General features: G+C 72.0%; 21 protein-coding genes. 8 read left to right on the top strand and 13 right to left on the bottom strand.

The annotated features are described in order from the left end of the window. Window positions 1-96: 96 nt before the first annotated feature. On the top strand, window positions 97-903 hold the full coding sequence (locus ACGFR9_RS21275; RefSeq protein ID WP_393210836.1) for an SURF1 family protein: 807 nt from the start codon (window positions 97-99) through the stop codon (window positions 901-903). Between the two features lie 58 nt (window positions 904-961). Here ACGFR9_RS21275 and ACGFR9_RS21270 read toward each other — a convergent pair whose 3' ends face one another. From ACGFR9_RS21270 to ACGFR9_RS21240, 7 genes are all read right to left on the bottom strand, one after another. Continuing rightward, the gene (locus tag ACGFR9_RS21270; protein ID WP_393210833.1) at window positions 962-2008 is read right to left on the bottom strand and encodes a hypothetical protein; all 1047 of its coding nucleotides are present in this window, start codon (window positions 2006-2008) and stop codon (window positions 962-964) included. Window positions 2009-2331: 323 nt separating this feature from the next. Continuing rightward, window positions 2332-2907, bottom strand: coding sequence for a SigE family RNA polymerase sigma factor (locus ACGFR9_RS21265; RefSeq protein ID WP_393211248.1), 576 nt, complete (start codon window positions 2905-2907; stop codon window positions 2332-2334). 539 nt (window positions 2908-3446) lie between these two features. Next, entirely contained in the window at window positions 3447-4520 is a 1074-nt protein-coding gene (locus tag ACGFR9_RS21260; protein ID WP_393210830.1) for an aspartate-semialdehyde dehydrogenase, read from the bottom strand. Beyond that, entirely contained in the window at window positions 4520-5797 is a 1278-nt protein-coding gene (locus ACGFR9_RS21255) for an aspartate kinase (protein ID WP_393210828.1), read from the bottom strand. The genes ACGFR9_RS21260 and ACGFR9_RS21255 overlap by 1 nt, the downstream gene beginning before the upstream one ends. Before the next feature lie 308 nt (window positions 5798-6105). Beyond that, window positions 6106-6765, bottom strand: a complete 660-nt coding sequence (locus ACGFR9_RS21250; protein ID WP_030229353.1) for a DUF5063 domain-containing protein — start codon at window positions 6763-6765, stop codon at window positions 6106-6108. Then, on the bottom strand, window positions 6758-7357 hold the full coding sequence (recR, locus tag ACGFR9_RS21245) for a recombination mediator RecR (RefSeq protein ID WP_393210825.1): 600 nt from the start codon (window positions 7355-7357) through the stop codon (window positions 6758-6760). Before recR ends, ACGFR9_RS21250 begins: the two co-directional genes overlap by 8 nt. Before the next feature lie 78 nt (window positions 7358-7435). Next, window positions 7436-7780, bottom strand: a complete 345-nt coding sequence (locus ACGFR9_RS21240) for a YbaB/EbfC family nucleoid-associated protein (protein WP_078621659.1) — start codon at window positions 7778-7780, stop codon at window positions 7436-7438. A 272-nt stretch (window positions 7781-8052) separates the two neighbouring features. Between ACGFR9_RS21240 and ACGFR9_RS21235 the strand changes: the two genes are divergently transcribed. Next, window positions 8053-8799: an SLATT domain-containing protein gene (locus ACGFR9_RS21235; protein WP_393210822.1), complete on the top strand. Its 747-nt coding sequence runs from the start codon at window positions 8053-8055 to the stop codon at window positions 8797-8799. Between the two features lie 310 nt (window positions 8800-9109). Here ACGFR9_RS21235 and ACGFR9_RS21230 read toward each other — a convergent pair whose 3' ends face one another. Then, window positions 9110-11263 (bottom strand): protein kinase, encoded by a 2154-nt coding sequence (locus ACGFR9_RS21230; protein WP_393210819.1) that lies wholly within the window; start codon window positions 11261-11263, stop codon window positions 9110-9112. Window positions 11264-11464: 201 nt separating this feature from the next. On the opposite strand from ACGFR9_RS21230, the gene ACGFR9_RS21225 reads away from it, so the two are divergent. The 3 genes from ACGFR9_RS21225 to ACGFR9_RS21215 all read left to right on the top strand — a co-directional run bounded on the left by ACGFR9_RS21225 (window position 11465) and on the right by ACGFR9_RS21215 (window position 14415). Beyond that, window positions 11465-12820, top strand: coding sequence for an aspartate aminotransferase family protein (locus ACGFR9_RS21225; RefSeq protein ID WP_393210816.1), 1356 nt, complete (start codon window positions 11465-11467; stop codon window positions 12818-12820). Between the two features lie 138 nt (window positions 12821-12958). Beyond that, window positions 12959-13720, top strand: a complete 762-nt coding sequence (locus tag ACGFR9_RS21220) for a GntR family transcriptional regulator (protein WP_393210813.1) — start codon at window positions 12959-12961, stop codon at window positions 13718-13720. Window positions 13721-13764: 44 nt separating this feature from the next. Further along, a complete protein-coding gene (locus tag ACGFR9_RS21215) occupies window positions 13765-14415 on the top strand; it encodes a hypothetical protein (protein WP_030229344.1) in 651 nt (216 codons plus the stop codon). Window positions 14416-14543: 128 nt separating this feature from the next. Here ACGFR9_RS21215 and ACGFR9_RS21210 read toward each other — a convergent pair whose 3' ends face one another. Further along, the gene (locus ACGFR9_RS21210; RefSeq protein WP_393210810.1) at window positions 14544-15827 is read right to left on the bottom strand and encodes an adenylosuccinate synthase; all 1284 of its coding nucleotides are present in this window, start codon (window positions 15825-15827) and stop codon (window positions 14544-14546) included. Between the two features lie 188 nt (window positions 15828-16015). Here ACGFR9_RS21210 and ACGFR9_RS21205 point away from each other — a divergent pair, with 188 nt between their 5' ends. Further along, complete coding sequence (locus tag ACGFR9_RS21205; RefSeq protein WP_393210807.1) at window positions 16016-16888, top strand: diacylglycerol kinase family protein; 873 nt, start codon at window positions 16016-16018, stop codon at window positions 16886-16888. On the opposite strand, the gene ACGFR9_RS21200 is transcribed toward ACGFR9_RS21205, so the two are convergent. Then, window positions 16869-17471, bottom strand: coding sequence for a Uma2 family endonuclease (locus ACGFR9_RS21200; protein WP_393210805.1), 603 nt, complete (start codon window positions 17469-17471; stop codon window positions 16869-16871). The genes ACGFR9_RS21205 and ACGFR9_RS21200 overlap by 20 nt on opposite strands. 61 nt (window positions 17472-17532) lie before the next feature. Further along, window positions 17533-18030: a GbsR/MarR family transcriptional regulator gene (locus ACGFR9_RS21195; protein ID WP_393210802.1), complete on the bottom strand. Its 498-nt coding sequence runs from the start codon at window positions 18028-18030 to the stop codon at window positions 17533-17535. A gap of 114 nt (window positions 18031-18144) precedes the next feature. Here ACGFR9_RS21195 and ACGFR9_RS21190 point away from each other — a divergent pair, with 114 nt between their 5' ends. Together ACGFR9_RS21190 and ACGFR9_RS21185 are read left to right on the top strand one after the other, a co-directional pair. Further along, window positions 18145-19041: an ATP-binding cassette domain-containing protein gene (locus ACGFR9_RS21190; RefSeq protein ID WP_393210799.1), complete on the top strand. Its 897-nt coding sequence runs from the start codon at window positions 18145-18147 to the stop codon at window positions 19039-19041. Then, window positions 19038-20642, top strand: a complete 1605-nt coding sequence (locus ACGFR9_RS21185; RefSeq protein WP_393210796.1) for an ABC transporter permease — start codon at window positions 19038-19040, stop codon at window positions 20640-20642. The genes ACGFR9_RS21190 and ACGFR9_RS21185 overlap by 4 nt, the downstream gene beginning before the upstream one ends. A 7-nt stretch (window positions 20643-20649) precedes the next feature. Here ACGFR9_RS21185 and ACGFR9_RS21180 read toward each other — a convergent pair whose 3' ends face one another. Both ACGFR9_RS21180 and ACGFR9_RS21175 read right to left on the bottom strand, forming a co-directional pair. Next, window positions 20650-21246: a Uma2 family endonuclease gene (locus ACGFR9_RS21180; RefSeq protein ID WP_393210793.1), complete on the bottom strand. Its 597-nt coding sequence runs from the start codon at window positions 21244-21246 to the stop codon at window positions 20650-20652. Between the two features lie 88 nt (window positions 21247-21334). Beyond that, window positions 21335-22561, bottom strand: coding sequence for a cytochrome P450 (locus tag ACGFR9_RS21175; protein ID WP_393210790.1), 1227 nt, complete (start codon window positions 22559-22561; stop codon window positions 21335-21337). Between the last annotated feature and the right edge of the window lie 25 nt (window positions 22562-22586).

Raw genomic sequence — 22586 nt, 5'->3', positions numbered from 1 at the left:
TCTTCCCGATCTCTCACCGGCCGGGCCTCCGGCACGGGACGCGCACGGCGACCCCCGCAGGACGGGAACCACGCGCGGGCCCGTACCGTTGAAGGCGTGTACCGGTTTCTGCTGACGCCACGCTGGTGGGGGATCAACGTCGCCCTGCTGCTCGCCATCCCCTTCTGCATCTTCCTGGGGTCCTGGCAGCTGGGCCGGTTCGAGGACCGGGTCGACGACCACCGCGACGCCGAGGCGCGGGTCGCCTCGGACAAGCGGGAGGAGCCCGCCCCGCTGGACGGCCTGCTGCCCGTGACCAAGGCCACCTCCGGCAAGCAGGCCACCGCGACCGGCCGGTACGACACCCAGCTCCTGGTGCCGGACCGTCAGCTGGACGGCAAGGACGGCTACTACGTCCTCACGCTGCTGCACACCGACGCCGACCGCGCGCTGCCCGTCGTACGGGGCTGGCTGCCCGGCGACCCCGACCCGGCCGAGGTGCCGCCGGCGCCCACCGGTGAGGTCACCGTCACCGGCGCGCTCCAGGCGTCCGAGACCCCGGGCAGCAACGGCGTCAGCGCCCGCGGCGGTCTGCCGGCCGGGCAGACGGCGGCGATCAGCTCGGCGTCCCTGGTGAACCTCGTGGAGTTCGACCTCTACGACGCCTGGGTCACCCTCAACGACGGCGACTCCGGTATGAAGGCGGTCCCGGCGACCGCGCCCAGCGGCACCGGACTGGACCTGAAGGCGTTCCAGAACCTCGGCTACACCGCCGAGTGGTTCGCCTTCGTCGGCTTCGTGATCTTCATGTGGTTCCGTCTGTTCCGCCGTGAGCTGGAGCTCGCCCGCGACGCGGAGCTGGGTCTGGTCCCGGAGGGGGACGAGCGGCCCGAGCCGGAGCGGTCGAGCCCGTCGGCGGTCTGACCGGTCCGACCCTGACGGGCGGGGCGCGACCGCGCCCGGCACACCGCCGCCGCCCCGGTCACACCGCCGTCAGCAGCCCCGTGAAGTACACCGTGCCCGCGCACGCGTTGCTCACCGTCGTGGTGGCCGAGCCCGAACCCGTGGGTGACGTGTACGTGATCGCCACGCTGCCGTCGGCCGGGCCGCCGTCCTCCCTGACCAGCTGGGCGGCCGTACCGCTGTCGGTGCCCGTGGACGTCCCGGCCGTCGTGGTCGGGTCGCCGGTGGGTGTCGGGTCGGTCGAGGGGCCGCCGGTGCCGCCGCCCGTGGTGTCGCCCGGAGGGGCGCACGGCTCGGAGGGCACCCAGGCGAACTTCACCTCGTACGCCGCACCCGGCTTGAGCACCAGTGTCATCGACTCGAGGGAGGGGTCGGGCAGTCCGGCCGCCGCGTCGCCCGCCACATGCCGTGCCGAGGTCACCTTGGTGGCGTCCGCCACGCCCTGCGGGGCCGCGGTCACCAGGCCGGCGGACTCGACCGTACAGGTCTCGGCGGAGACGTTGCCGACCCGGAAGGAGCCGTAGACCGCGCCCGTCGTGTCGGGGGCGGCGCTGGACGCGGTCGCCGGGCCCAGTTGGGCGGCGGTGCAGGCGGGGGTGTCGGCGGAGAGGCTGGACGAGGGGTCGGTCCCCTCCGTCGTCCCCGCGCCGGAGCCGTTGGACTCGCCGGTCTTCCCCTTGTCGCCGGTGTCGCCCTTGTCGGTGCCCTCGACCTCGTCGGAGGCGCCGCCCGCGGTGCTCTCGCCGTTGCCCTTGTCCTTGCCCTGACCGGTGCCGCCCTGCGCCTGCGAGGCGTGGCCGACCGTGGAGGGGTTGGCGCCGGAGCTCGATGTGCCCGAGACATGGACGAGGGCGGGCACGGCGGTGCCGAGGAACAGGGCGGCGGCCGCCATGCCGACGAGGGCCTGGCGCTTGCGGGCCCGGCGGACGGGAACGGCCCGGCGCAGATAGTCGAGGGTGCCGTCGTCCGGCTCCACCTCCTGGACCGCCTGGCGCAGCATGGCGCGCAGTGCCAGCTCGTCCGCGTCGAGCCCCTCGGAGCCCTGTTCGTCCAGGCCGTCGTTCACAGTTCCGTTCCCAGCGTGCGTGTGCTTCAGCTTGTGCCCGTCCCCGACCGCCGCCGCGCCCTCGAACGCACGTACGCTCCTGGACGCGCGTGCGCCCCCGGACGACCGCGTGCCCCCGGGCCCAGGTACGTCCCCGGACGACCCCGCGCCCCCGGACGACCGGGTGTCCCCGGACGCCGGTGCCTCGCCGGACGCCGGTGCGTCGCCGGGCTCAGGCGGGCCCCCGGACGCTGCCGCGTCCTCGGGCTCCCGCCCGGCGGAGGTGGTCCGGGGCTTCTCGGGGTCCGGGGCGGGTTCCTCGCGGCGTGCCTTCTCGGCGTCACTCATGCCGGGGCCCCCATGGCCAGCCGTAGCGCCGCGATGCCGCGTGAGCCGTACGCCTTCACCGAGCCGAGCGAGATGCCGAGGGTCTCGGCGACCTGTGCCTCCGTCATGTCCGCGAAGTAGCGCAGCACCAGCACCTCGCGCTGTCGGCGCTGCAGCCCCTTCATCGCCTGGATCAGGGAGTCGCGCTCCAGCTGGTCGTAGGCGCCCTCCTCCGCGCTCGCCATGTCGGGCATGGGCTTGGAGAGCAGCTTCAGGCCGAGGATGCGGCGGCGCAGCGCGGAACGGGACAGGTTGACGACCGTCTGCCGCAGATAGGCCAGGGTCTTCTCGGGGTCCCGGACGCGTTTACGGGCCGAGTGGACCCGGATGAACGCCTCCTGGACGACGTCCTCGCAGGAGGCGGTGTCGTCGAGGAGAAGCGCGGCGAGGCCCAGCAGCGAGCGGTAGTGCGCCCGGTAGGTCTCGGTGAGATGGTCGACGGTGGTTCCGGCCGCCACGGCGTCGTCGGTGCCGTCACGCTGACCGGGTATGCGAGTGGGGCGCGCTGCGGGCATGGGCGCGATCACCGGCATGCCGCCGCCGGACGCGCCGGACAAGCGGGGTCGGCGGGCCTGACGGGGCGGCCGTAGGGCCGTGCCGCGCGGCGCTGTGAAGTCGAGTACCTCTGCCACGCCAGTTGGACACGCTTCCCCCCGTAAGGGTTGTACGCGCCGGGCGTCACTTTTGCGGCGGCCGGCGCCAGCGGCCGCCCGCCCTCGGGCAGTACCACCGACAGCATGCCAAATGCCCTCATGTGTCCCGCTCTTCCCCTGTGTCCCATATGAACGGGCGTCCCCACGCCCGGTTCCGGCCGTCCCCACGTCCGGAGAGCAGCGTCCCCACGCCACCCGATAGGGGTGAACGCAAAGACGCTCCCCGCCCTCCGCGCGGTTGCGGAGAACGGGGAGGTGAATCCTCGTGCAGGCTCTCGTACAGGCCCCTACGGGCCCTGTTCCATCCTCTGTCGCCGGAACGGCCTGATCAAGGGCCCCGGCCCACGATCCGGCCCATGATCGGCGCTCACAGGACTCACACAGATCCTACAAACGAATCCTGTGCGATCCAGAACTTTTCACTGTTCAACCGCCACCAGTTCGGCGATCTGCGCGGTGTTGAGCGCCGCTCCCTTGCGCAGGTTGTCCCCGCACACGAAGAGCTCCAGCGCGGTCGGGTCGTCGAGGGCCCGCCGTACCCGCCCGACCCAGGTCGGATCGGTGCCCACGACATCGGCGGGGGTGGGGAACTCCCCCGCGGCCGGGTTGTCGAACAGGACCACGCCGGGTGCCGTGGCCAGGATCTCGCGCGCCCCGTCGACGGTGACCTCGCCCTCGAAGCGGGCGTGCACGGTGAGGGAGTGCGCGGTGACCACCGGGACACGTACGCAGGTGACCGCCACGGGCAGGGAGGGCAGGCCGAGGATCTTGCGGGTCTCGTCCCGCACCTTCATCTCCTCCGACGACCAGCCGTCCTCGCGCAGGGAACCGGCCCACGGTACGACGTTCAGCGCGACCGGCTCCGGGAACGGCCCGGTGTTGTCGCCCACGGCCCGCCGTACGTCACCGGGGTGCGTCCCCAGTTCCGTACCGGCCACCAGGGACAGCTGTTCGCGCAGGGTCCGCACGCCCGCGTGCCCGGCGCCGCTGACCGCCTGGTACGACGAGACGACCAGCTCGCGCAGGCCGAACTCGGCGTGCAGCGCGCCCAGCGCGACGATCATCGACAGGGTGGTGCAGTTCGGGTTGGCGACGATCCCGCTCGGACGCCTGCGTACGGCGTGCGGGTTGACCTCGGGGACGACGAGGGGCACGTCCGGGTCCATCCGGAACGCGCCCGAGTTGTCGACGACCACCGCGCCCCGCGCGGCGGCGACCGGCGCCCACCGCTCGGAGACCTCGTCGGGTACGTCGAACAGCGCGACGTCGACGCCGTCGAAGGCCTCCTCGGTGAGCGCCACGACCTCGACCTCCTCGCCGCGCACGGCCAGCTTGCGGCCGGCCGAGCGCGGGGAGGCGATCAGTCGGATCTCGCCCCAGACGTCCGCACGCTGGGACAGGATCTGCAGCATGACCGTGCCGACGGCTCCGGTCGCCCCCACGACGGCGAGCGTCGGCCGCCCGGAACGCCCGGGTCGTACGGACTCGGCCATCAGCGGCCGGTGCCCCCGTAGACCACGGCCTCGTCGCTGTCGGAGTCCAGTCCGAACGCCGAGTGCACGGCGCGGACGGCCTCCGGCACGTCGTCCTTGCGGGTGACGACCGAGATACGGATCTCGGAGGTCGAGATGAGCTCGATGTTCACACCGGCGTCGCTGAGCGCGGTGAAGAAGTCGGCGGTGACGCCCGGGTTGGTCTTCATACCGGCGCCGACCAGGGAGATCTTGCCGATCTGGTCGTCGTAGCGCAGGGAGTCGAAGCCGATGGTGCCCTTGTTCTTCTCCAGGGCGTCGATGGCCCTGCGGCCCTCGGTCTTCGGGAGGGTGAAGGAGATGTCCGTCAGTCCCGTGGAGGCGGCGGACACGTTCTGCACGACCATGTCGAGGTTGATCTGGGCGTCGGCGATCGTGCGGAAGATCGAGGCCGCCTCGCCGGGCTTGTCGGGCACACCGACGACCGTGACCTTGGCCTCGGAGGTGTCGTGTGCGACACCGGAGATGAGAGCCTGCTCCACCTGCTTGTCCCCTTGCTTCCTCGGCGCACTGCTGACCCACGTGCCCTGCAGTCCACTGAAGGACGAGCGGACGTGGATCGGGATGTTGTACCGGCGGGCGTACTCCACACAGCGGTGGAGCAGCACCTTGGAACCGGAGGCCGCGAGTTCGAGCATGTCCTCGAACGCGATCCAGTCGATCTTCCGGGCCTTGCTCACCACACGCGGGTCGGCGGTGAACACACCGTCGACGTCCGTGTAGATCTCGCACACCTCGGCGTCGAGCGCGGCGGCGAGGGCGACGGCCGTGGTGTCGGAGCCGCCGCGGCCGAGCGTGGTGATGTCCTTGGAGTCCTGGCTGACGCCCTGGAACCCGGCGACGATGGCGATGTTGCCCTCGTCGACCGAGGTCTTGATCCGGCCCGGCGTGACATCGATGATGCGGGCTTTGTTGTGGACCGAGTCGGTGATGACACCTGCCTGGCTGCCGGTGAAGCTCTGGGCGTTGTGGCCCAGGTTCTTGATCGCCATGGCCAGCAGGGCCATGGAGATCCGCTCCCCGGCGGTCAGCAGCATGTCGAGCTCCCGCCCGGCAGGGATCGGGGAAACCTGCTCGGCGAGATCGATCAGCTCGTCCGTCGTGTCGCCCATCGCGGAAACCACGGCGACCACCTGGTGGCCGTTCTTCTTGGCTTCCACGATCCGCTTGGCGACGCGCTTGATGCCTTCGGCATCGGCTACGGAGGAGCCTCCGTACTTCTGCACGACAAGGCCCACGTGCGCTCCTCGCTCAGTCCGTCGTTTTCCACAGTCCGCCCACCTAGGTGTGCGCTGCGGTCGGCTCAGTCTATCGAGCGCCCGAAAAACCCCTCCGCGATATCGCATGATGAGACTCCCGGCGCCCGTGCAGGGGGCTCATGCCCATCCCGACGCGGCCCACGCGGAAAAGTGCCCCGCGTCACACGGACTCAGCCGCGCCGTCGCCGTACGGAGCGGACGGGCGCCCGAGATCGGACGAACACGCCGGGAAGGGCGGACCGGGCCGTGTCCGCCCCGGTCCAGCGCCGTGCCCTTGCCCGCGTTGATCACGTGACCGGGCGGACGCCCAGCGGCTGCCCGATCTCCTCCGCCATGACCTGGCCCGCCTCGAACTCCAGGGTGTCGTCGCCCATACCCTGGTCGGTGTCGAGGCCGTCCAGTTCCGCCAGGGGCTGGTTCAGACGCACGTGCGCCACGACGGACTGGAGGGCGCGCAGCGCCGCGGACGCCGTGGAGCCCCAGTTGGAGAAGTAGGAGAACTGCCACCACCACAGGGCCTCCGTGGTCCGGCCGGCCCGGTAGTGCGCCATGCCGTGGCGGAGGTCGGTGATGACATCGGTGAGATCGTCGGAGATACGCGCCGGCACCGGGGCCTTACGGAGCTCGTACGGGTCGAAGACCTCGGAGTAGACGTCGATCGGTTCGAGCATCCGGGCCAGGTTCTCGCGGAGTTCGTCCACGTCGGCCTCCGGGCCCATGTCGGGCTCGTAGCGCTCGTCCGGGACGATGTCCTCGTGCGCGCCCAGGCGACCGCCGGCCAGGAGGAGCTGGGAGACCTCCAGGAGGAGGAAGGGGACCGCCGAGTCCGGCTCGTCGCCCTTCGCCACCTCCGTGACGGCGACCAGGAAGCTCTCGATCTGATCCGCGATCTGGACCGCGAAGTCGTCCGGGTTCTGGTTCGTCGCGTGCAGCGTGGCATCAGACATCTAGGAGTCGTCTCCCCTCGAAGGCGCGGCCGAGGGTCACCTCGTCCGCGTATTCCAGGTCGCCGCCCACCGGGAGGCCGCTGGCCAGGCGGGTGACCTTCAGGCCCATGGGCTTGATCATGCGGGCGAGGTACGTCGCCGTGGCCTCGCCTTCCAGATTCGGGTCCGTGGCCAGGATCAGCTCCGTGACGGTACCGTCGGCCAGCCGTGCGAGAAGTTCCCGTATCCGCAGATCGTCGGGGCCCACCCCGTCGATGGGGCTGATCGCGCCGCCCAGGACGTGGTAACGGCCCCGGAACTCGCGGGTGCGCTCGACGGCGACCACGTCCTTGGGCTCCTCCACCACACAGATGACGGCCGGGTCGCGGCGGGTGTCGCGGCAGATGTTGCACCGCTCCTCCTGCGCCACGTTCCCGCAGGTCGCGCAGAAGCGGACCTTCGCCTTGACCTCCATCAGCGCGTGCGCGAGGCGCCGTACGTCCGTCGGTTCCGCCTGGAGGATGTGGAAGGCGATCCGCTGCGCGCTCTTGGGACCGACGCCGGGCAGCCGCCCCAGCTCGTCGATGAGGTCCTGGACCACGCCTTCGTACAACGGACTGCCGTCCCTTCCTGGTGTTCCTTCAGTACGTACCGTAGAGGCCCGCGAGCCTTCTTAGAAAGGCCGGAAAGGTCAGAACGGGAGACCGGGGATCCCGCCGCCGCCACCCAGCCCCTGGGCCAGCGGGCCGAGCTTCTGCTGCTGGAGGTTCTGCGCGTTCTCGTTGGCCGCCTGGACCGCCGCCACGATCAGGTCGGCGAGGGTCTCGGTGTCCTCCGGGTCCACCGCCTTCGGGTCGATCACGAGGCCGCGCAGCTCGCCGGAGCCGGTCACGGTGGCCTTCACCAGGCCGCCTCCCGACTGCCCGTCGACCTCGGTCCTCGCCAGCTCCTCCTGCGCCTTGGCCAGGTCCTGCTGCATCTTCTGGGCCTGCTGGAGCAGCTGCTGCATGTTCGGCTGGCCACCACCGGGGATCACGATTGGGCTCCTTGGTCGGTCCGTCGGTAAGGGTTTTACCGTTCGGCACGAGCCTACGTGGTTGCGGGAGCCGTCGCCCCGGCACTCTTTCGAGTGAGTCACCCCCGGGGCCCTATACCTGATCACGGCCATCTTCCGGGCGAAAAAGAGCCCGAACCCCCGGCGCCGCCACCCGTTGGGCGGTAGGAAGGGTCAGGCGCGCGAGCACCTGGCGTCACACTTCATGGACAGACGGTAGCCGGAGTCAGCAGGGGTCAGTAGGGAGATACCGGGTGGGTCAGCCGGAGATGCAGCCCGAGGGTCGGCCTCATGACGGGCGGGGCAAGGGGGCGGCCGGGCCCCGGCCGGGCGACCTGGAGGGGCGGGAGTTCCCGCTCGGGGACTGGGGCGAACCGGCGGTCCGGCTGGACGAGCTGTACCGGTGGGTGGAGCGCGGGGCGCTGGACACGGCCGCCTGGTATCTCGCGGAGCGGGCGTGGAAGCGGCGGTGCGCGTGGGCGCTGCGCGCGGGGACGGCCGCGGGCGCGCTGACCGGGGCCGCGCTGCCGCTGCTCGATCTGACGAGGGTGGCCGACGGGTGCGCGCCCTGGGGGTATCTGGCGCTGCTGCTCGGGGTGGCCTGTGTGGCCGGGGACCGGTTCTTCGGGACGACGTCCGGCTGGATGCGGGACATGGCGACGGCGCAGGCGGTGCAGCGGCGGCTGCGGGCGTTCCAGTTCGACTGGGCGTCCGAGTGCGTGCGCGAGGTCCTCGGTCCGGCGGACGGCACGGCGAGCGAGGCGGCCGAGCGGTGTCTGTCGGTGCTGCGGCGGTTCTCGGAGGACGTCACCGAGCTGGTACGGGTCGAGACGGCGGACTGGATGGTGGAGTTCCGCGCGGGCGGCGCGCCGCTGGGCGTGCTGACGGCGGTGGCGGGGGCGGGACGCCCGGAAACCGCCCTCCCGCACGGCCGCCTCCCGGCCCCGCACGGACCTGCCCGCCCCAACATGCCCCGCCAGCGCCCGCCCGAGCCCCGCTGAGCGGTCCTGCCGGCCTCACGGCACGGCCCGAACACAGCCCGGCCCCCACCGGGGTACGGATCACGTCCTGGCCGTTGCCGCGCGTGGGATACGTCGGGAAACCCGACGCGAGCGGGTCCGCCGGAGGCTGTCCGTAGGTGGGGGCGTACTCGATCTCCCCGGTACGGGTACGAGCAGGCGGCGCTGCCGAGGATCGCCGTCACCACGGCCACCAGGTTCTCCGCGGTCAGCCACTCCGTCGCGCCGGGTGGCCACCGTACGGCCGCACGTCAGGGCCGGGGCTGTCCGTCGACGGGAGTTCGTCGAACGGTCAGCCGCGTGTGTAGGTGAGCTGTTCGCCGGTTCCGGTGTTGACGCGCTGGAGGGAGTCGCCGGAGAGCAGGGTGATCGTGCTGGCGGCGCCCGGGGTGCAGGCGCTGCGCGGCTCGCCGGCGGTGACGGAGGACGGGCCGAGCTCCAGGCGGCCGCCCGAGCCGGGGTCGGTGGTGAGGCGGGCCTCGAAGACGCAGTGATAGGTGCCGCTGCCGGCGGGCCCGTCGGCGACGAGGGACATCACGGTGTCGCCGACCTCGCCCTGCTGGATGGTCAGGGTGCGGGTGTGCTCCCCGCTCGCGTTGTCGATGGTGGTGGACCAGCTGCCCAGGTAGTCGGCGGGGACGGTGCCCTCGGCGGGCGCGGAGGTGCTGGGCCGTTGTGTCGGGGACGGGTCGTCGGGGGCGGCGCCCTGGGACGCGCCGGCGGATGTCGGGGGCGGGGTGGTCGGGTCGCCGCCGGCCCGGTGGCCGGTGTCACCGCCGCTCATCAGGGCGTACACGGTGCCGCCGGCGGCGAGCGCGACGACCAGGGCGATCACCACGAGCAGCACGGTGGAACGGCTGTCCCTGCGCGGTGCGGGCGCCGCGGGCAGGTACGGCGGCGGTCCGTAGGGCGGGGTCTGCCCTGCGCCGTGGCCACCGCTGTACGGGTAGCCGTACGCGGGCGGCTGGGGATGCCCGTACGGTCCCGGCGCCGGGGCCGGAACGGGGACGCCCTGACCCGCGACGAGGGTGGGCGGATGGTTCACCCCGGGCGGGGGCGGTACGGCGGAATCGTCGCCGGCGCGGGCGTGCTCGGGGGTGACGGCGGGGTGACCCGCGGCGGGGGTGCCGGGATGGGCCGGTCCGGGCACGACACCCGCTCCGGCGGGACCACCGGGGTGCCCTGCGGGGGTCCCGCCGGCAGGACCCTGCGCGGGCGCACCGGGGTACGCCGGGCCGGGCGAAGCCTGCTGCCCCCCGGCGGGCACACCGGGGACCTGCTGACCGGCGCCCGGTACCGGGGGCCCCTCCGGCCGGCCGCCCCCCGGTACGGCGGGAGCGTCCGGTCCCGCGGAACCGCCCTGCGCGGGCGCACCCGGGTACGCCGGTCCCGGCGGGGTCTGCTGACCGGCCGCCGGTACGGCGGGACCCTGCGCGGGTGCGCCGGGGTAGGCCGGTCCCGGCGGCGTCCGCCGGTCCGCCGCGTCGGTGGGCCCCGGCGGGGGCCAGGGAGTGGCCGGCGCCGGTGCCGGGTCCTCCGCGTCCAGGAGGCGGACCGCGTGGCGGCCCAGCTGGGCGACCAGGGCGCTCGGCAGCCAGGGGTCGCGGGAGCGGCCGTCGGCCACCGTGTCGTCGGCGCCGGTGCGCTGCAGTACCTGGTTCAGCGTGGGCCGCGCCGCCGGATCCTTGCGCAGACAGTCGCGTACGAGATCGGCGAGCCCCTCGGGCACCCGCTCCAGGTCGGGTTCCTCCTGGGCGATGCGGAACATCAGCGCGTGCACACCGCTGTTGGCGGTGCCGAACGGGAACGTGCCGGTGGCGGCGTACGCGAGCACCGAGCCGAGGCAGAACACGTCGCAGGCCGGTGTGACGCGGTCGCCGCGCACCTGCTCGGGCGCCATGAAGCCGGGCGAGCCGACGAGCGCGCCGGTACGGGTGAGGCCGCCGTCGGTGACCGTCTCCAGCGCCCGCGCGATCCCGAAGTCGATGACGCGAGGGCCGTCGATGGTGACGAGCACGTTGGACGGTTTGAGGTCGCGGTGGATGATCCCGGCGGCGTGGATGTCCTTCAGCGCGTGCGCGAGACCGGCGGCGAGAATGCGTACCGAACGCTCGGGCAGGGCCCCGTGATCGTGCCCGACGACCTGCTGGAGGCTGGGCCCGGCGACGTACCCGGTGGCCACCCACGGCACGGGCGCCTCCGTGTCCGCGTCCAGCACCGGCGCCGTCCAGTCGCCGCCGACCTGCCGCGCGGACCGCACCTCCTGACGGAAGCGCGCCCGGAACTCCTCCTGCCGGGCCAGTTCCCCGCGGACCAGTTTCACGGCGACGGTGCGCCCCCGGTCGGAGCGGGCGAGATAGACCTGCCCCATGCCGCCGGCCCCGAGCCGCGCCAGCAGCCGGTACGCGCCGATCTCCCGCGGATCCCCCGGCCCGAGCTTGTCCATCGCCGCGCCGCCTCCCCCCAATGAGCAACATCCCGAGGATAGTGCGGGGCCGGTGACCGATGAGCTGGGCGACCTCTACGGTTCCGTAACAGGGAGCCGGGGGCGCGTCCGCCTCCTGTCGACACCCTGTCGCGGAAAGTCCCCCACCGCAGACAGGCCGCCGATGTCGTGGACGTACCGGCCCCGCCTACCCTCGGCGGCATGACCCCTCAGCCGAACCCCGAGGCCGGAGCCGCCGTCAAGGCCGCCGACCGTGCGCATGTGTTCCACTCCTGGTCCGCCCAGGAGCTCATCGACCCGCTCGCCGTCGCCGGGGCGGAGGGGTCGTACTTCTGGGACCACGACGGCCGGCGCTATCTCGACTTCACCAGCGGGCTGGTGTACGCGAACATCGGCTACCAGCATCCGAGGGTCGTCGCCGCGATCCAGGAGCAGGCGGCGCGGATGACGACGTTCGCGCCCGCGTTCGCGGTGGAGGCGCGGTCGGAGGCGGCACGGCTGATCGCCGAGCGGACCCCCGGCGACCTGGACAAGATCTTCTTCACCAACGGCGGGGCCGACGCGGTGGAGCACGCCATCCGGATGGCGCGGCTGCACACCGGCCGCCCCAAGGTGCTCTCCGCCTACCGCTCGTACCACGGCGGCACCCAGCAGGCGGTCAACGTCACCGGTGACCCGCGCCGCTGGGCGTCCGACAGCGGCACCGCCGGTGTCGTGCACTTCTGGGCGCCGTTCCTGTACCGCTCCCGCTTCTACGCGGAGACGGAGGAGCAGGAGTGCGCGCGGGCGCTGGAGCACCTGGAGACGACGATCGCCTTCGAGGGGCCGGGGACCGTCGCCGCGATCGTCCTGGAGACGATCCCGGGCACGGCGGGCATCATGCCGCCGCCCCCCGGTTACCTCGCGGGGGTGCGCGAGCTGTGCGACCGGTACGGCATCGTCTTCGTCCTGGACGAGGTGATGGCCGGGTTCGGGCGGACCGGGACATGGTTCGCGGCGGATCTGTACGACGTCGTCCCGGACCTGATGACCTTCGCGAAGGGCGTGAACTCCGGGTATGTGCCGCTGGGCGGCGTCGCCATCTCCGCGACGATCGCACAGACGTTCGGGAAGCGGCCGTACCCGGGCGGGCTGACGTACTCGGGGCACCCGCTGGCCTGCGCCGCCGCCGTCGCGACGATCGAGGTGATGGCGCAGGAGGGGATCGTCGAGCACGCGGCGACGCTCGGCGCGTCCGTCGTCGGACCCGGTCTGCGGGAGCTGGCGGAGCGGCACCCGAGCGTGGGCGAGGTGCGCGGCACCGGCATGTTCTGGGCGCTGGAGCTGGTGCGCAACCGTGAGACGCGGGAGCCGCTGGTGCCGTACAACGCGGCCGGGGAGGCGAACGCCCCGATGGCGGCCTTCGCCGGCGCCGCGAAGGAGGCCGGGATCTGGCCCTTCGTGAACATGAACCGTACGCATGTGGTGCCGCCGTGCAACGCGAGCGAGGCGGAGCTGAAGGAGGGCCTGGCGGCGCTGGACACGGCGCTGTCGGTGGCGGACGGCTACGTGGAGTAGCGGCGGAGGGAAGGGTGCGCGGGGCTTTCCCCGCGCACCCTTTCGAACCCGTCGGGGTTCATTCGAACGCGTAAGGTGGCGTGCCCGTACACATCTGTACACACGTCACTCGAACGCGACGAGGGAGACGCCCCGACCATGCCCGGCTTCAGTGGCAACGGTGCCGTGACCCGCAGCACCCTGCGGCAGCAGATCGCGGACGCGCTCCGTGACGAGGTGCTGGCCGGGCGGCTCCAGCCGGGGCAGGAGTTCACCGTGAAGGAGATCGCCGACCAGTACGGCGTCTCCGCGACCCCGGTCCGGGAGGCGCTGGTCGACCTGTCGGCGCAGGGGCTGCTCGACGCCGACCAGCACCGGGGTTTCCGGGTGCACGCGTACGACGCCGACGACTTCCGGGGCATGATCGAGGCCCGCACCCTGGTGACCGACGGGATGTTCCAGGCCCTGACCGCCGGCCACTTGGCGCAGCTGAGGCCGGACGAGCCGCGTGTCGCCGCCGCCCTCGCCGGGGTGCGCAGACGCGGCGAGGAGGCCCAGCGTGCGGCCCTCGCCGGTGAGGTCACCGTCCTCATCGGCTACGACCTGCGGTTCTGGCGCGAACTCGGGGCCGTGTTCGGCAACCCGTATCTCACCGACTTCCTGCACCGGTTGCGCGTCCAGACCTGGGTGTGTGTGGTGCAGCATCTGCGGCGGCTGCCCGATCCGCGGGGCCGGCTGTGGGACCGGCACACCGATCTGGTCGACGCGCTGTCGCGCCGCGACATCGATACGGCGCGTGCGATCGCCGAGTCGTACAACGCGGACTCGCTCTCCCTCGTGGAGGGGCTGACGGACGGCGGTGTGGGTAAGGGACCGGCACGGGGGGAGCCGCCCGCGCCGGGCGCCGATACGCTTTCCTGACCACGACCGACTTCACGACGACCGTGCTGTGTGAGGAGCTCTCTTTGGCCTGTGACCTGTGGCTGGTACCGCTCGTCGACGTGTTGTGCCATACGCCCGACAATCCGTTCGCCGAGGAACTCGCGCAGTACAACGGGGTGCTCGCCGAGGCCGGCCTGCCGCCGGTGCCGGTGTACCAGTACATGCCGGGACTGACCGGCGAGGTGGCCCCGGTCGCGGGTTTCGACTACGACGCGCTGCACTTCCTGCGGCGGGTGTATCTGCTCCAGGTGTGCGGGCTGCCGGTCACGCCGGTGGACGAACTGGGCGGCGACTACGAGCAGTTGCTGGAGATGTTCGAGACGACGGCCCAGCAGGCCCACCTGGTGTGGCACTACGACCACGCGGGCGCGTACGTTCCCGTCGACTTCCCCCACCCCCTCGCCAACGACGAACTACTGGCGGGCGGCGGCCCGTTGGGCTCCTCACACGCCCTGCTCCGGGAGCTGGAGCTGGTGGCCCCGTCCATCGGCATCGACCCGGCGAACCCCCCGGCCGCGCCGGAACCCCCGCACGGCCCGACCGAACTCGAGGAACCGGCCGTCCCCGCCCCCTACGACCCCAGCCCCTTCGCCCGCGAACGCCACGTCTGGCTCGGCCTGCACGCGGCGGCGACCCGGAGCCTGGCGCAGGGCTCGATGATCGTCTTCAGCTGAGGCTCACCGCGGCGCGGAGAGCCCCTTCCGCGGCTCCTCCGCGTTCATGGCGGGGCACCGCTCGTCACGTCCAGGGCATGCCCGTCCGCCGGCGCCCGTGCGGGACGCCGGCGGACGGCTGCGCCGTACTACAGGAACGAGTTGATCTCGATCGTCTCGGTGCGGCCCGGACCCACGCCGATCGCGGAGATCGGGGCGCCGGACATCTCCTCCAGGGCCTTAACGTACGCCTGGGCGTTCTTCGGGAGGTCGGAGAAGGACTTCGCCTTGCTGATGTCCTCGCTCCAGCCCGGGAGCATCTCGTAGACCGGCTTCGCGTGGTGGAAGTCCGTCTGCGAGTACGGGAGTTCCTCGACGCGCCGGCCGTCGATCTCGTACGCCACGCAGACCGGGATCTGCTCCCAGCCGGTGAGGACGTCGAGCTTGGTGAGGAAGAAGTCGGTGAGGCCGTTGACGCGGGTGGCGTAGCGGGCGATCACCGCGTCGAACCAGCCGCAGCGGCGGTCACGGCCGGTGGTGACACCGCGCTCGCCGCCGATGCGGCGCAGCGCCTCGCCGTCCTCGTCGAACAGCTCGGTCGGGAACGGGCCGGCGCCGACGCGGGTCGTGTACGCCTTGAGGATGCCGATGACCCGGCTGATCTTCGTCGGGCCCACGCCCGCGCCCGTGCAGGCGCCGCCCGCGGTCGGGTTGGAGGAGGTGACGAAGGGGTACGTGCCGTGGTCGATGTCAAGGAGCGTGCCCTGGCCGCCCTCGAAGAGGACCACCTTGTCCTGCTCCAGCGCCTCGTTGAGCACCAGCACCGTGTCGGAGACGTACGGGGCGAGCTTGTCCGCGTAGCCCAGCAGTTCCCCGACGACCTGCTCCACGGCGATCGCGCGCCGGTTGTAGAGCTTGGTGAGCATCTGGTTCTTGGCGTCGAGGGCCGCCTCCACCTTCTGGGTGAGGATCGACTCGTCGTACAGGTCCTGGACGCGGATGCCGACGCGGTTGATCTTGTCGGCGTAGGTCGGGCCGATGCCCCGGCCCGTGGTCCCGATCTTGCGCTTGCCGAGGAAGCGCTCCGTGACCTTGTCCACCGTCACGTTGTACGGCGTGATGATGTGAGCGTTTCCGCTGAGCAGGAGCTTCGACGTGTCGACGCCGCGCTCGTTCAGACCGCTCAGCTCGGAGAGCAGGACCGACGGGTCGACGACGACGCCGTTGCCGATGACCGGCGTGCAGCCGGGGGACAGGATTCCGGAAGGGAGCAGGTGGAGGGCGTACTTCTGGTCGCCCACGACTACCGTGTGGCCGGCGTTGTTGCCGCCTTGGTAGCGCACCACATAGTCGACGGAGCCACCGAGCAGGTCCGTCGCCTTTCCCTTGCCTTCGTCACCCCACTGAGCACCGAGCAGCACAAGTGCGGGCACGCGCGTACACCCCTTCCGGGCGGGGCATGTCCAAGGTCAGGGACACACACGGAGAATCTCCGCCGCGTGCACCGCGACGACCACCGTTGGCCGCCAACCGTCGGACCGGATGCCCCGGAATAGACGAAGCCCCTGGCGCAACAGCGCAAGGGGCTCTTGCACAAAGATGCTACCCGAGGAAGCGAGGCATGGCCGAGGTGGCGACTTCCAGGACCTCATCCGCTACGTCCGATCAGCTCCTGGTGGTCATCGATCCGGTCGCCCGGCGGACGGACGGGGAGTCCGTCCGCATCGCGAAAGACGTGCTCAGCGCGGGTGCGGCGGGGACGAAGGTGTCTCTGCCGGACAGTCCGGAGGAGTTCGCGCGGGCGCTGGCGCGGCGCGGGTCGCGGCGGCCGGTGGTGGTCGGCGACGACCGTGCGCTGGTGCGGGCGGTGACGCTGCTGCACCGGCAGCGGGAGCTGACCGGCTGCGCGCTGTCGCTGGTGCCGGTGGGGAGCGCGGTCTCCCTCGCCCGGTCGCTGGGGGTGCCGGCGGGGGCGGTGGCGGCGGCGCGGGCCGTGCTGGACGGGGCGGAGCGGCGGATGGACCTGCTGGTGGACGACAGCGACGGGGTGGTGCTGGGCGCGCTGCGCATCCCGCCGCTCGGGGGCCCGGCGGGGATGCCGGAGGCGGGCGGTGAGGCGGGGCATCCGTGGCTGCGGACGTGCCGGTCGCTCGTACGGACGCTGGTGCCGGCCAGGCCGTCCGGTTACGTCACCGCTCCCGAGGCGGGGCCGGCGCGGCTGCGGGTGGAGGTGGACGGGGCGACGCTCGTCGATCTGGGCCAGCCGGTGGAGTGTGTCTCGGTCGTCCCGGACACCTCCGGAACGGCCCGGGTGGAGGTACGCCCGGCGTCGGTCGGCGCGGAGGCGTCCCCACTGCTGGCCCGGGCCCGCACGGTGACGGTGTCGGGCGCCCACTTCCGCTACCGCGCGGACGCGGCGGTGTCGGGCCCGGTGGGGACCCGGACGTGGGTGGTACGGGAGGGCGCCTGGGGGCTCACGGTGCCGGTGCGGTAGCGGGCGGCGCGTTGAAGCCGGTGGTGTCCAGCACGCGGTCGAACGGGGCGGGGATGAACAGCTTCTCGCCGAAGGGCTTGGTCTCGCGGGCCTCGTAACCCTTGACCGAGGGCATCGAGAAGACCGTGGCCTGCTCCTCCTGCATGTCGAGCAGCAGATAGACGGGAACGCCCGCCTTGCCGTACGCCTGGACCTTGTCGGTCAGGTCGTCGTTCCGGGTGGAGGACGACGTCAGTTCAGCGACGAAGGAGAGGGCTTCCCCGTCCAGGTGATTGCTCGTACTCCGGCTGACACCTCGATGCGCCGCGTGGATGTCGGGCCCGTACGCGCGCTCCACGCCGGGAAACACATACAGGAAAGGACCGTAACTGATCCGGTGGTCCTCAGGGAGATACGGCCGAAGCTGCTCGCACAGCAGCTCCATGACGTCGAGATAGAACGCCTTCGACCACGGCGACACGACGATGTTCCCCCTGATGATCTCGGCTTGGTAGCCGTCGGGCACGTCCAGCTCATCGAGGGTCCTCAGCAGCTCCCCGAAGCAGTCAGGCTCGGTGCCGTTTATTGTCGGTCGCTCTGCCATGACTGTCATGATGCGCCCTCCCATTGAAACGGACCAGTCACCACTCAGTGTAACGGATCGACTACCCGCCCCCGAATCGCTTCTCCCGATGCGCCCGCCAGCGGTCCATCATCGTCTCGACCTCCTTCTCGACGAACTCGAAGAAGGCGAGCGTCTCCTCCAGACGGCGGCCCGCCGGGGTGTGCGCGCCCAGGCTGGTGACGCCTTCGCGGAGGGCGTCCTCCCAGCGTTTGATGATGGCCTCGCGGTTGGTGAGGGCCTCGTACCACTGGTCGCCGTGGACCCGGTAGCGCTCGCGGCGGGAGCCGGGCTCGCGTTCGCGGGACACCATGTGGACCTGGGAGAGGTAGCGCACCGCGCCGGAGACCGCGGCCGGGGAGATCTTGAGCTGTTCGACGAGTTCGGCGGAGGTCAGGACACCGGCGTCGGAGGCGAGCAGGGCCGCGAAGACGCGGGCCGGCATACGGGCCAGGCCGGCCTCGACCAGCTGGGCCGCGAAGTGCTCCACGAAGCGTGAGACCGCCTCCGGGTCCCGGGCCGTCCCGCTCGCTTCCGCCATGCTCCGACCATCTCCCCTGCTCACACGCCGTGGCTGCCTCGGAGCGAGTCTAACCCTCGATTTATACGGTTCCTTAACTTCACAAATTTCTGAAAGAAGCGTACGTTCCGAAGCATGACGAAGGCCATCACCGTGTCCGGACTGCACAAGTCGTTCGGCCGGACCCACGCGCTGGACGGTCTCGACCTGAGCGTCGAGACCGGCGAGGTCCACGGCTTCCTCGGGCCCAACGGCTCCGGGAAGTCCACCACCCTCCGCGTCCTGCTCGGCATGCTGCGCGCCGACGCCGGCGCCGCGCAGGTGCTCGGCCGGGACCCGTGGACGGACGCCGTGGAGATCCACCGCCGTATCGCCTATGTGCCCGGTGACGTGACGCTGTGGCGCAATCTGTCCGGGGGCGAGGTCATCGACCTGTTCGGCAGGCTGCGCGGAGGCCTGGACCCGCACCGGCGGGCCGAGCTGGTCGAGCGGTTCGAGCTGGACCCGGCGAAGAAGGGCCGGACGTACTCCAAGGGCAACCGGCAGAAGGTGGCCCTGGTCGCCGCGTTCGCCTCCGACGTCGATCTGCTGATCCTGGACGAGCCGACGTCGGGCCTGGACCCGCTGATGGAGGAGGTCTTCCGGCGCTGTGTCGCCGAGGCGCGGGAGCGCGGGCGGACCGTGCTGCTGTCCTCGCACCTCCTCAGCGAGGTGGAGGAGCTCTGCGACCGGGTCAGCATCATCCGCAAGGGGACCACCGTGGAGAGCGGTTCGCTCGCCGAGCTGCGGCATCTGACCCGGACGAGCGTCAGCGCCGAACTCGCCGGGCAGCCGGGCGGTCTCGCCGCGCTGCCCGGTGTGCACGACCTCGACGTCCAGGGCCACCGGGTCCGGCTCCAGGTGGACACCGACAAGCTGGACGCGGTGCTGCGCTCGCTGAGCGAGTCGGGTGTGCGGTCGCTGACCTCCACCCCGCCCACGCTGGAGGAACTGTTCCTGCGGCACTACCAGGACGAGGTGACCGCCCGATGAGCGCCGCCGCCTTCGCCGTACGGCCCGCGACCGCGCGACAGCTCGCCGGCACCGGCGTCCTGCTGCGCTTCGCCCTGCGCCGGGACCGGGTGATGATCCCGGTCTGGGTCGGGGTGAACACGCTGATGGTGCTGTCGATGCCGAACACGCTGAAGAGCCTGTACGGCACGGCCGCCGAACGCGCCGGTCTGGTGGCGCAGATGGCCACCAACTCCTCCCTGCGGGCCATGGTCGGGCCCGTCCTCGGCGACTCCCTCGGCGCGCTGACCGTCTGGCGGGCCGGGGTGTACGCGGGTGCGCTGGCCGCCGTCGTCGGTCTGCTGGTCGTCGTACGGCACAGCCGTGACGAGGAGGAGAGCGGGCGTCAGGAGATGGTGGCGTCCGGGATGGTGGGCCGCAGGGCCTCGCTCACGGCGGCGCTGCTCGCGGCGGCCGTCGCGAACGGGGCGCTGGCACTGCTGGTGGCGGCCGGGCTGGCCGGGCAGGGCGCCGCGGGGGCGGTGGCGTTCGGGCTGGGGTTCGCGGGCGTGGGCATGGTCTTCGCGACGACGGCGGCGATCGTGGCCCAGCTGACGGAGAGCGCGCGCCTCGCGCGGGGGCTGACGGCCGGGGTACTGGGTGCCGCGTTCGTGCTGCGGGCGGCGGGTGACGCGGCGACGGACGACGGCTCGTCCCCGCTGGCGTGGGTGTCACCGCTCGGCTGGCTGACGAATCTGCGGGCGTACGCCGGTGAACGGTGGTGGGTGCTGGGGCTGTTCGCGGGCGCGGCGCTGGCACAGGGGGCGGTGGCGTACGCGCTCGCCGGCCGCCGGGATCTCGGCATGAGCTTCCTGCCGAGCCGTCCCGGACCTGCCGCGGGCCGGCTGCGGAGCGCGGGAGCGCTGGCATGGCGGCTGCAGCGGGGCGGTGTGCTCGGCTGGAGCATCGGCTTCCTGCTGGCGGGGCTGGTGTACGGCGGGATGGCGGACGGGGCGGCCGAACTGGTCGGCGACAACGAGAGCGCCCGGGAGGTGTTCCGGCGGATGGGCGGGCGGTCGGGGCTGACGGACACGTTCCTCGCGGCGATGGCCGGGATGCTGGGCCTGGTGGCCGCGCTGTACATCGTGGCCTCGGTACTGCGGCTGCACGGCGAGGAGACCTCGGGGCGGGCCGAACCGGTCCTCGCGGGGGCGGTCGGACGACTGCGCTGGGCGGCCGGGCATCTGGCGGTGGCGTTCGGCGGGGCGGTGCTGTTGATGCTGCTCGCGGGCGTGGGCCTCGCGCTCGGTCACGGCGAACGGGCGGGGGCGGTCATCGGCGGGTGTCTGGTGCAGGTCCCTGCGGTGTGGGTGACCGGCGGGATCGCGGTCCTGCTGTACGGGCTGACGCCCCGGGCGGCCGTGGGCGCGTGGGCGGTGGCCGGGGCGGTGCTGCTGATCGGCTGGGTCGGCCCGGCGCTGGACGTGCCGCGGGCGGTGCTGGACCTGTCCCCCTTCGGCCATCTGCCGAAGCTGCCGGGCGGGGAGATGACGTGGACGCCGGTGCTGGTGCTCACGGCACTCGCGGCGGCGCTGGTTGGGGCGGGGCTGGCAGGGCTGCGGCGGCGGGACATGACGGCGTGACGTCGCCTCAGTCCACGTACTGCTTGAGCTCCTCGGTGTCGAGTTCGATGCCGAGGGGTTCCGGCAGGGAAAGCTTCTGGCCGAAGGACTTCCGCACCGTGCAGCTGTATCCCTCGCCCGGAACGGGAACGCTGAAGAGCGTGACGGAGCAGTCGTCGCGGTCGATCAGCAGGTAGTACGGGATTCCGGCGTCGGCGTAGCCTGCGGGCTTCTCCTCACGGTCCCGGCGGTGGGTGTCCGAGTCGTAGGACGTGACCTCGACCGTCATGACGACGCCTCGTGTCTCGGCCCAGTCGCCCTTCCCGGCGAACGTCCCGCGGGGAGCGAGTACGGCGTCCGGGAGGGCCCGGCCTTTGCGGTACTTCTCGATGCGCAGGCCCAGTTCCCCGCCTCCGTAGAGCCACAGCCCGCTGCCCGTCAGGAGGAAACACTCCTGCAGCCAGCGGATGACCTCGCTGTGGTTGCCGTCCGTCATACCCTTGATCCCGACCCGTCCGTTGATGAACTCCAACCTGACGGCGTCGAACTTCTTGGCCACGTGGGCAGCGAGCTCCTCGAACTCCTCCACGGACATCTGCGCCATGTGCTGCGTCATAACCGTCATGGTGCCCTCCTTCGCAGGCGCTCACCAGCCTGCCGGGCCGCAGGCGAGCGCCAGGGCGGATCGGCGCCATGATCAGCCGAACGGGTGATCACCGGCCGACCTCCACGGCCAGCCCCTCCAGTCCCCTGATCACGAAGTTCGGCTTCCGCCGCGGCTCCGCCGCCAGGCGCAGTCCCGGGGCCTTCTCCAGCAGTGCCCTCATCGAGGCGGCCAGTTCGATATGGGCCAGGGGCGCGCCGATGCAGTAGTGGATGCCGGCGCTGAAGGAGATGTGGGGGTTGTCGCGGCGGGTGAGGTCCAGGCGGGACGGGTCGGCGAAGACCGCCGGGTCGTGGTTGGCGGAGCCGAAGAGCATCGCGATCTCCGCGCCCCGCGGGATGACCCGGCCGTCGATCTCGATCTCGTCGAGGACCCAGCGTTCGAAGAGCTGGAGCGGGGTGTCGTAGCGCATCAGCTCCTCGATCGCGGTGGGGATCAGGGAGTGGTCCGCGCGCAGGGCGGCGAGCTGGCCGGGGTTGCGGAACAGGGCCCACCAGCCGTTGACCGTGGAGTTCACGGTGGCCTCGTGGCCCGCGTTCAGCAGCAGGACGCAGGTGGAGATCATCTCCTGCTCGGTGAGCCGGTCGTCGTCCTCGTCGTGGGCGGCGATCAGTCCGGAGATCAGGTCGTCGCCGGGGTTCTCGCGGCGTTCGGCGATCAGGTCGCGGAGGTAGTCGGAGAACTCGGCCGACGCCCGGACGGCCTTGCGCGCCGTCTCCTCGGGCGGGTTCAGCTCGTACATGCCGCAGATGTCCGCCGACCAGGGCCGCAGCGGCGCCCGGTCGGCCTCCGGGATGCCGAGCATCTCGGCGATCACCGCGACCGGCAGCGGCTCGGCGACGTCCCGCAGCAGGTCACCGCCGCCGGCGTCGACGAGCGCGGACACGAGGCGGTCCGCCAGCCCCTCGACGTACGGCTTCAGGCGTTCCACCGTGCGCGGGGTGAACGCCTTCGACACCAGGCGGCGGATCCGGGTGTGGTCCGGCGGTTCGAGGTCGAGCATGCCGTGGTCGTTGAGGGTGTGGAACGGCTCGTGCTCCGGCGGCGGGGCGGTGCGGCCGAACTCCTCGTGGGTGAAGCGGTGCTGGTACGTCCGTCCCAGGCGCCGGTCGCGCAGCAGCGCCGAGACGTCCGCGTGATGCGCGACCAGCCACTGGTCCGTCGGCTCGTAGTACCGCACCCGCCCGCGTGCGCGCAGCTCGGCGTAGACGGGGTACGGGTCGGCGACGAACGCGGGGTCCCATGGGTCGAACGCGAGGTCGTCACGTGCTGCCATGACCGGACGGTAGCCCGGAACCCCG

The organism is Streptomyces sp. NPDC048584, from assembly GCF_043199595.1.
GTDB lineage: Bacteria > Actinomycetota > Actinomycetes > Streptomycetales > Streptomycetaceae > Streptomyces > Streptomyces edwardsiae.
The sequence above is the reverse complement of the archived record's forward strand: the minus strand, read 5'-3'. Positions and strand labels throughout refer to the sequence as shown.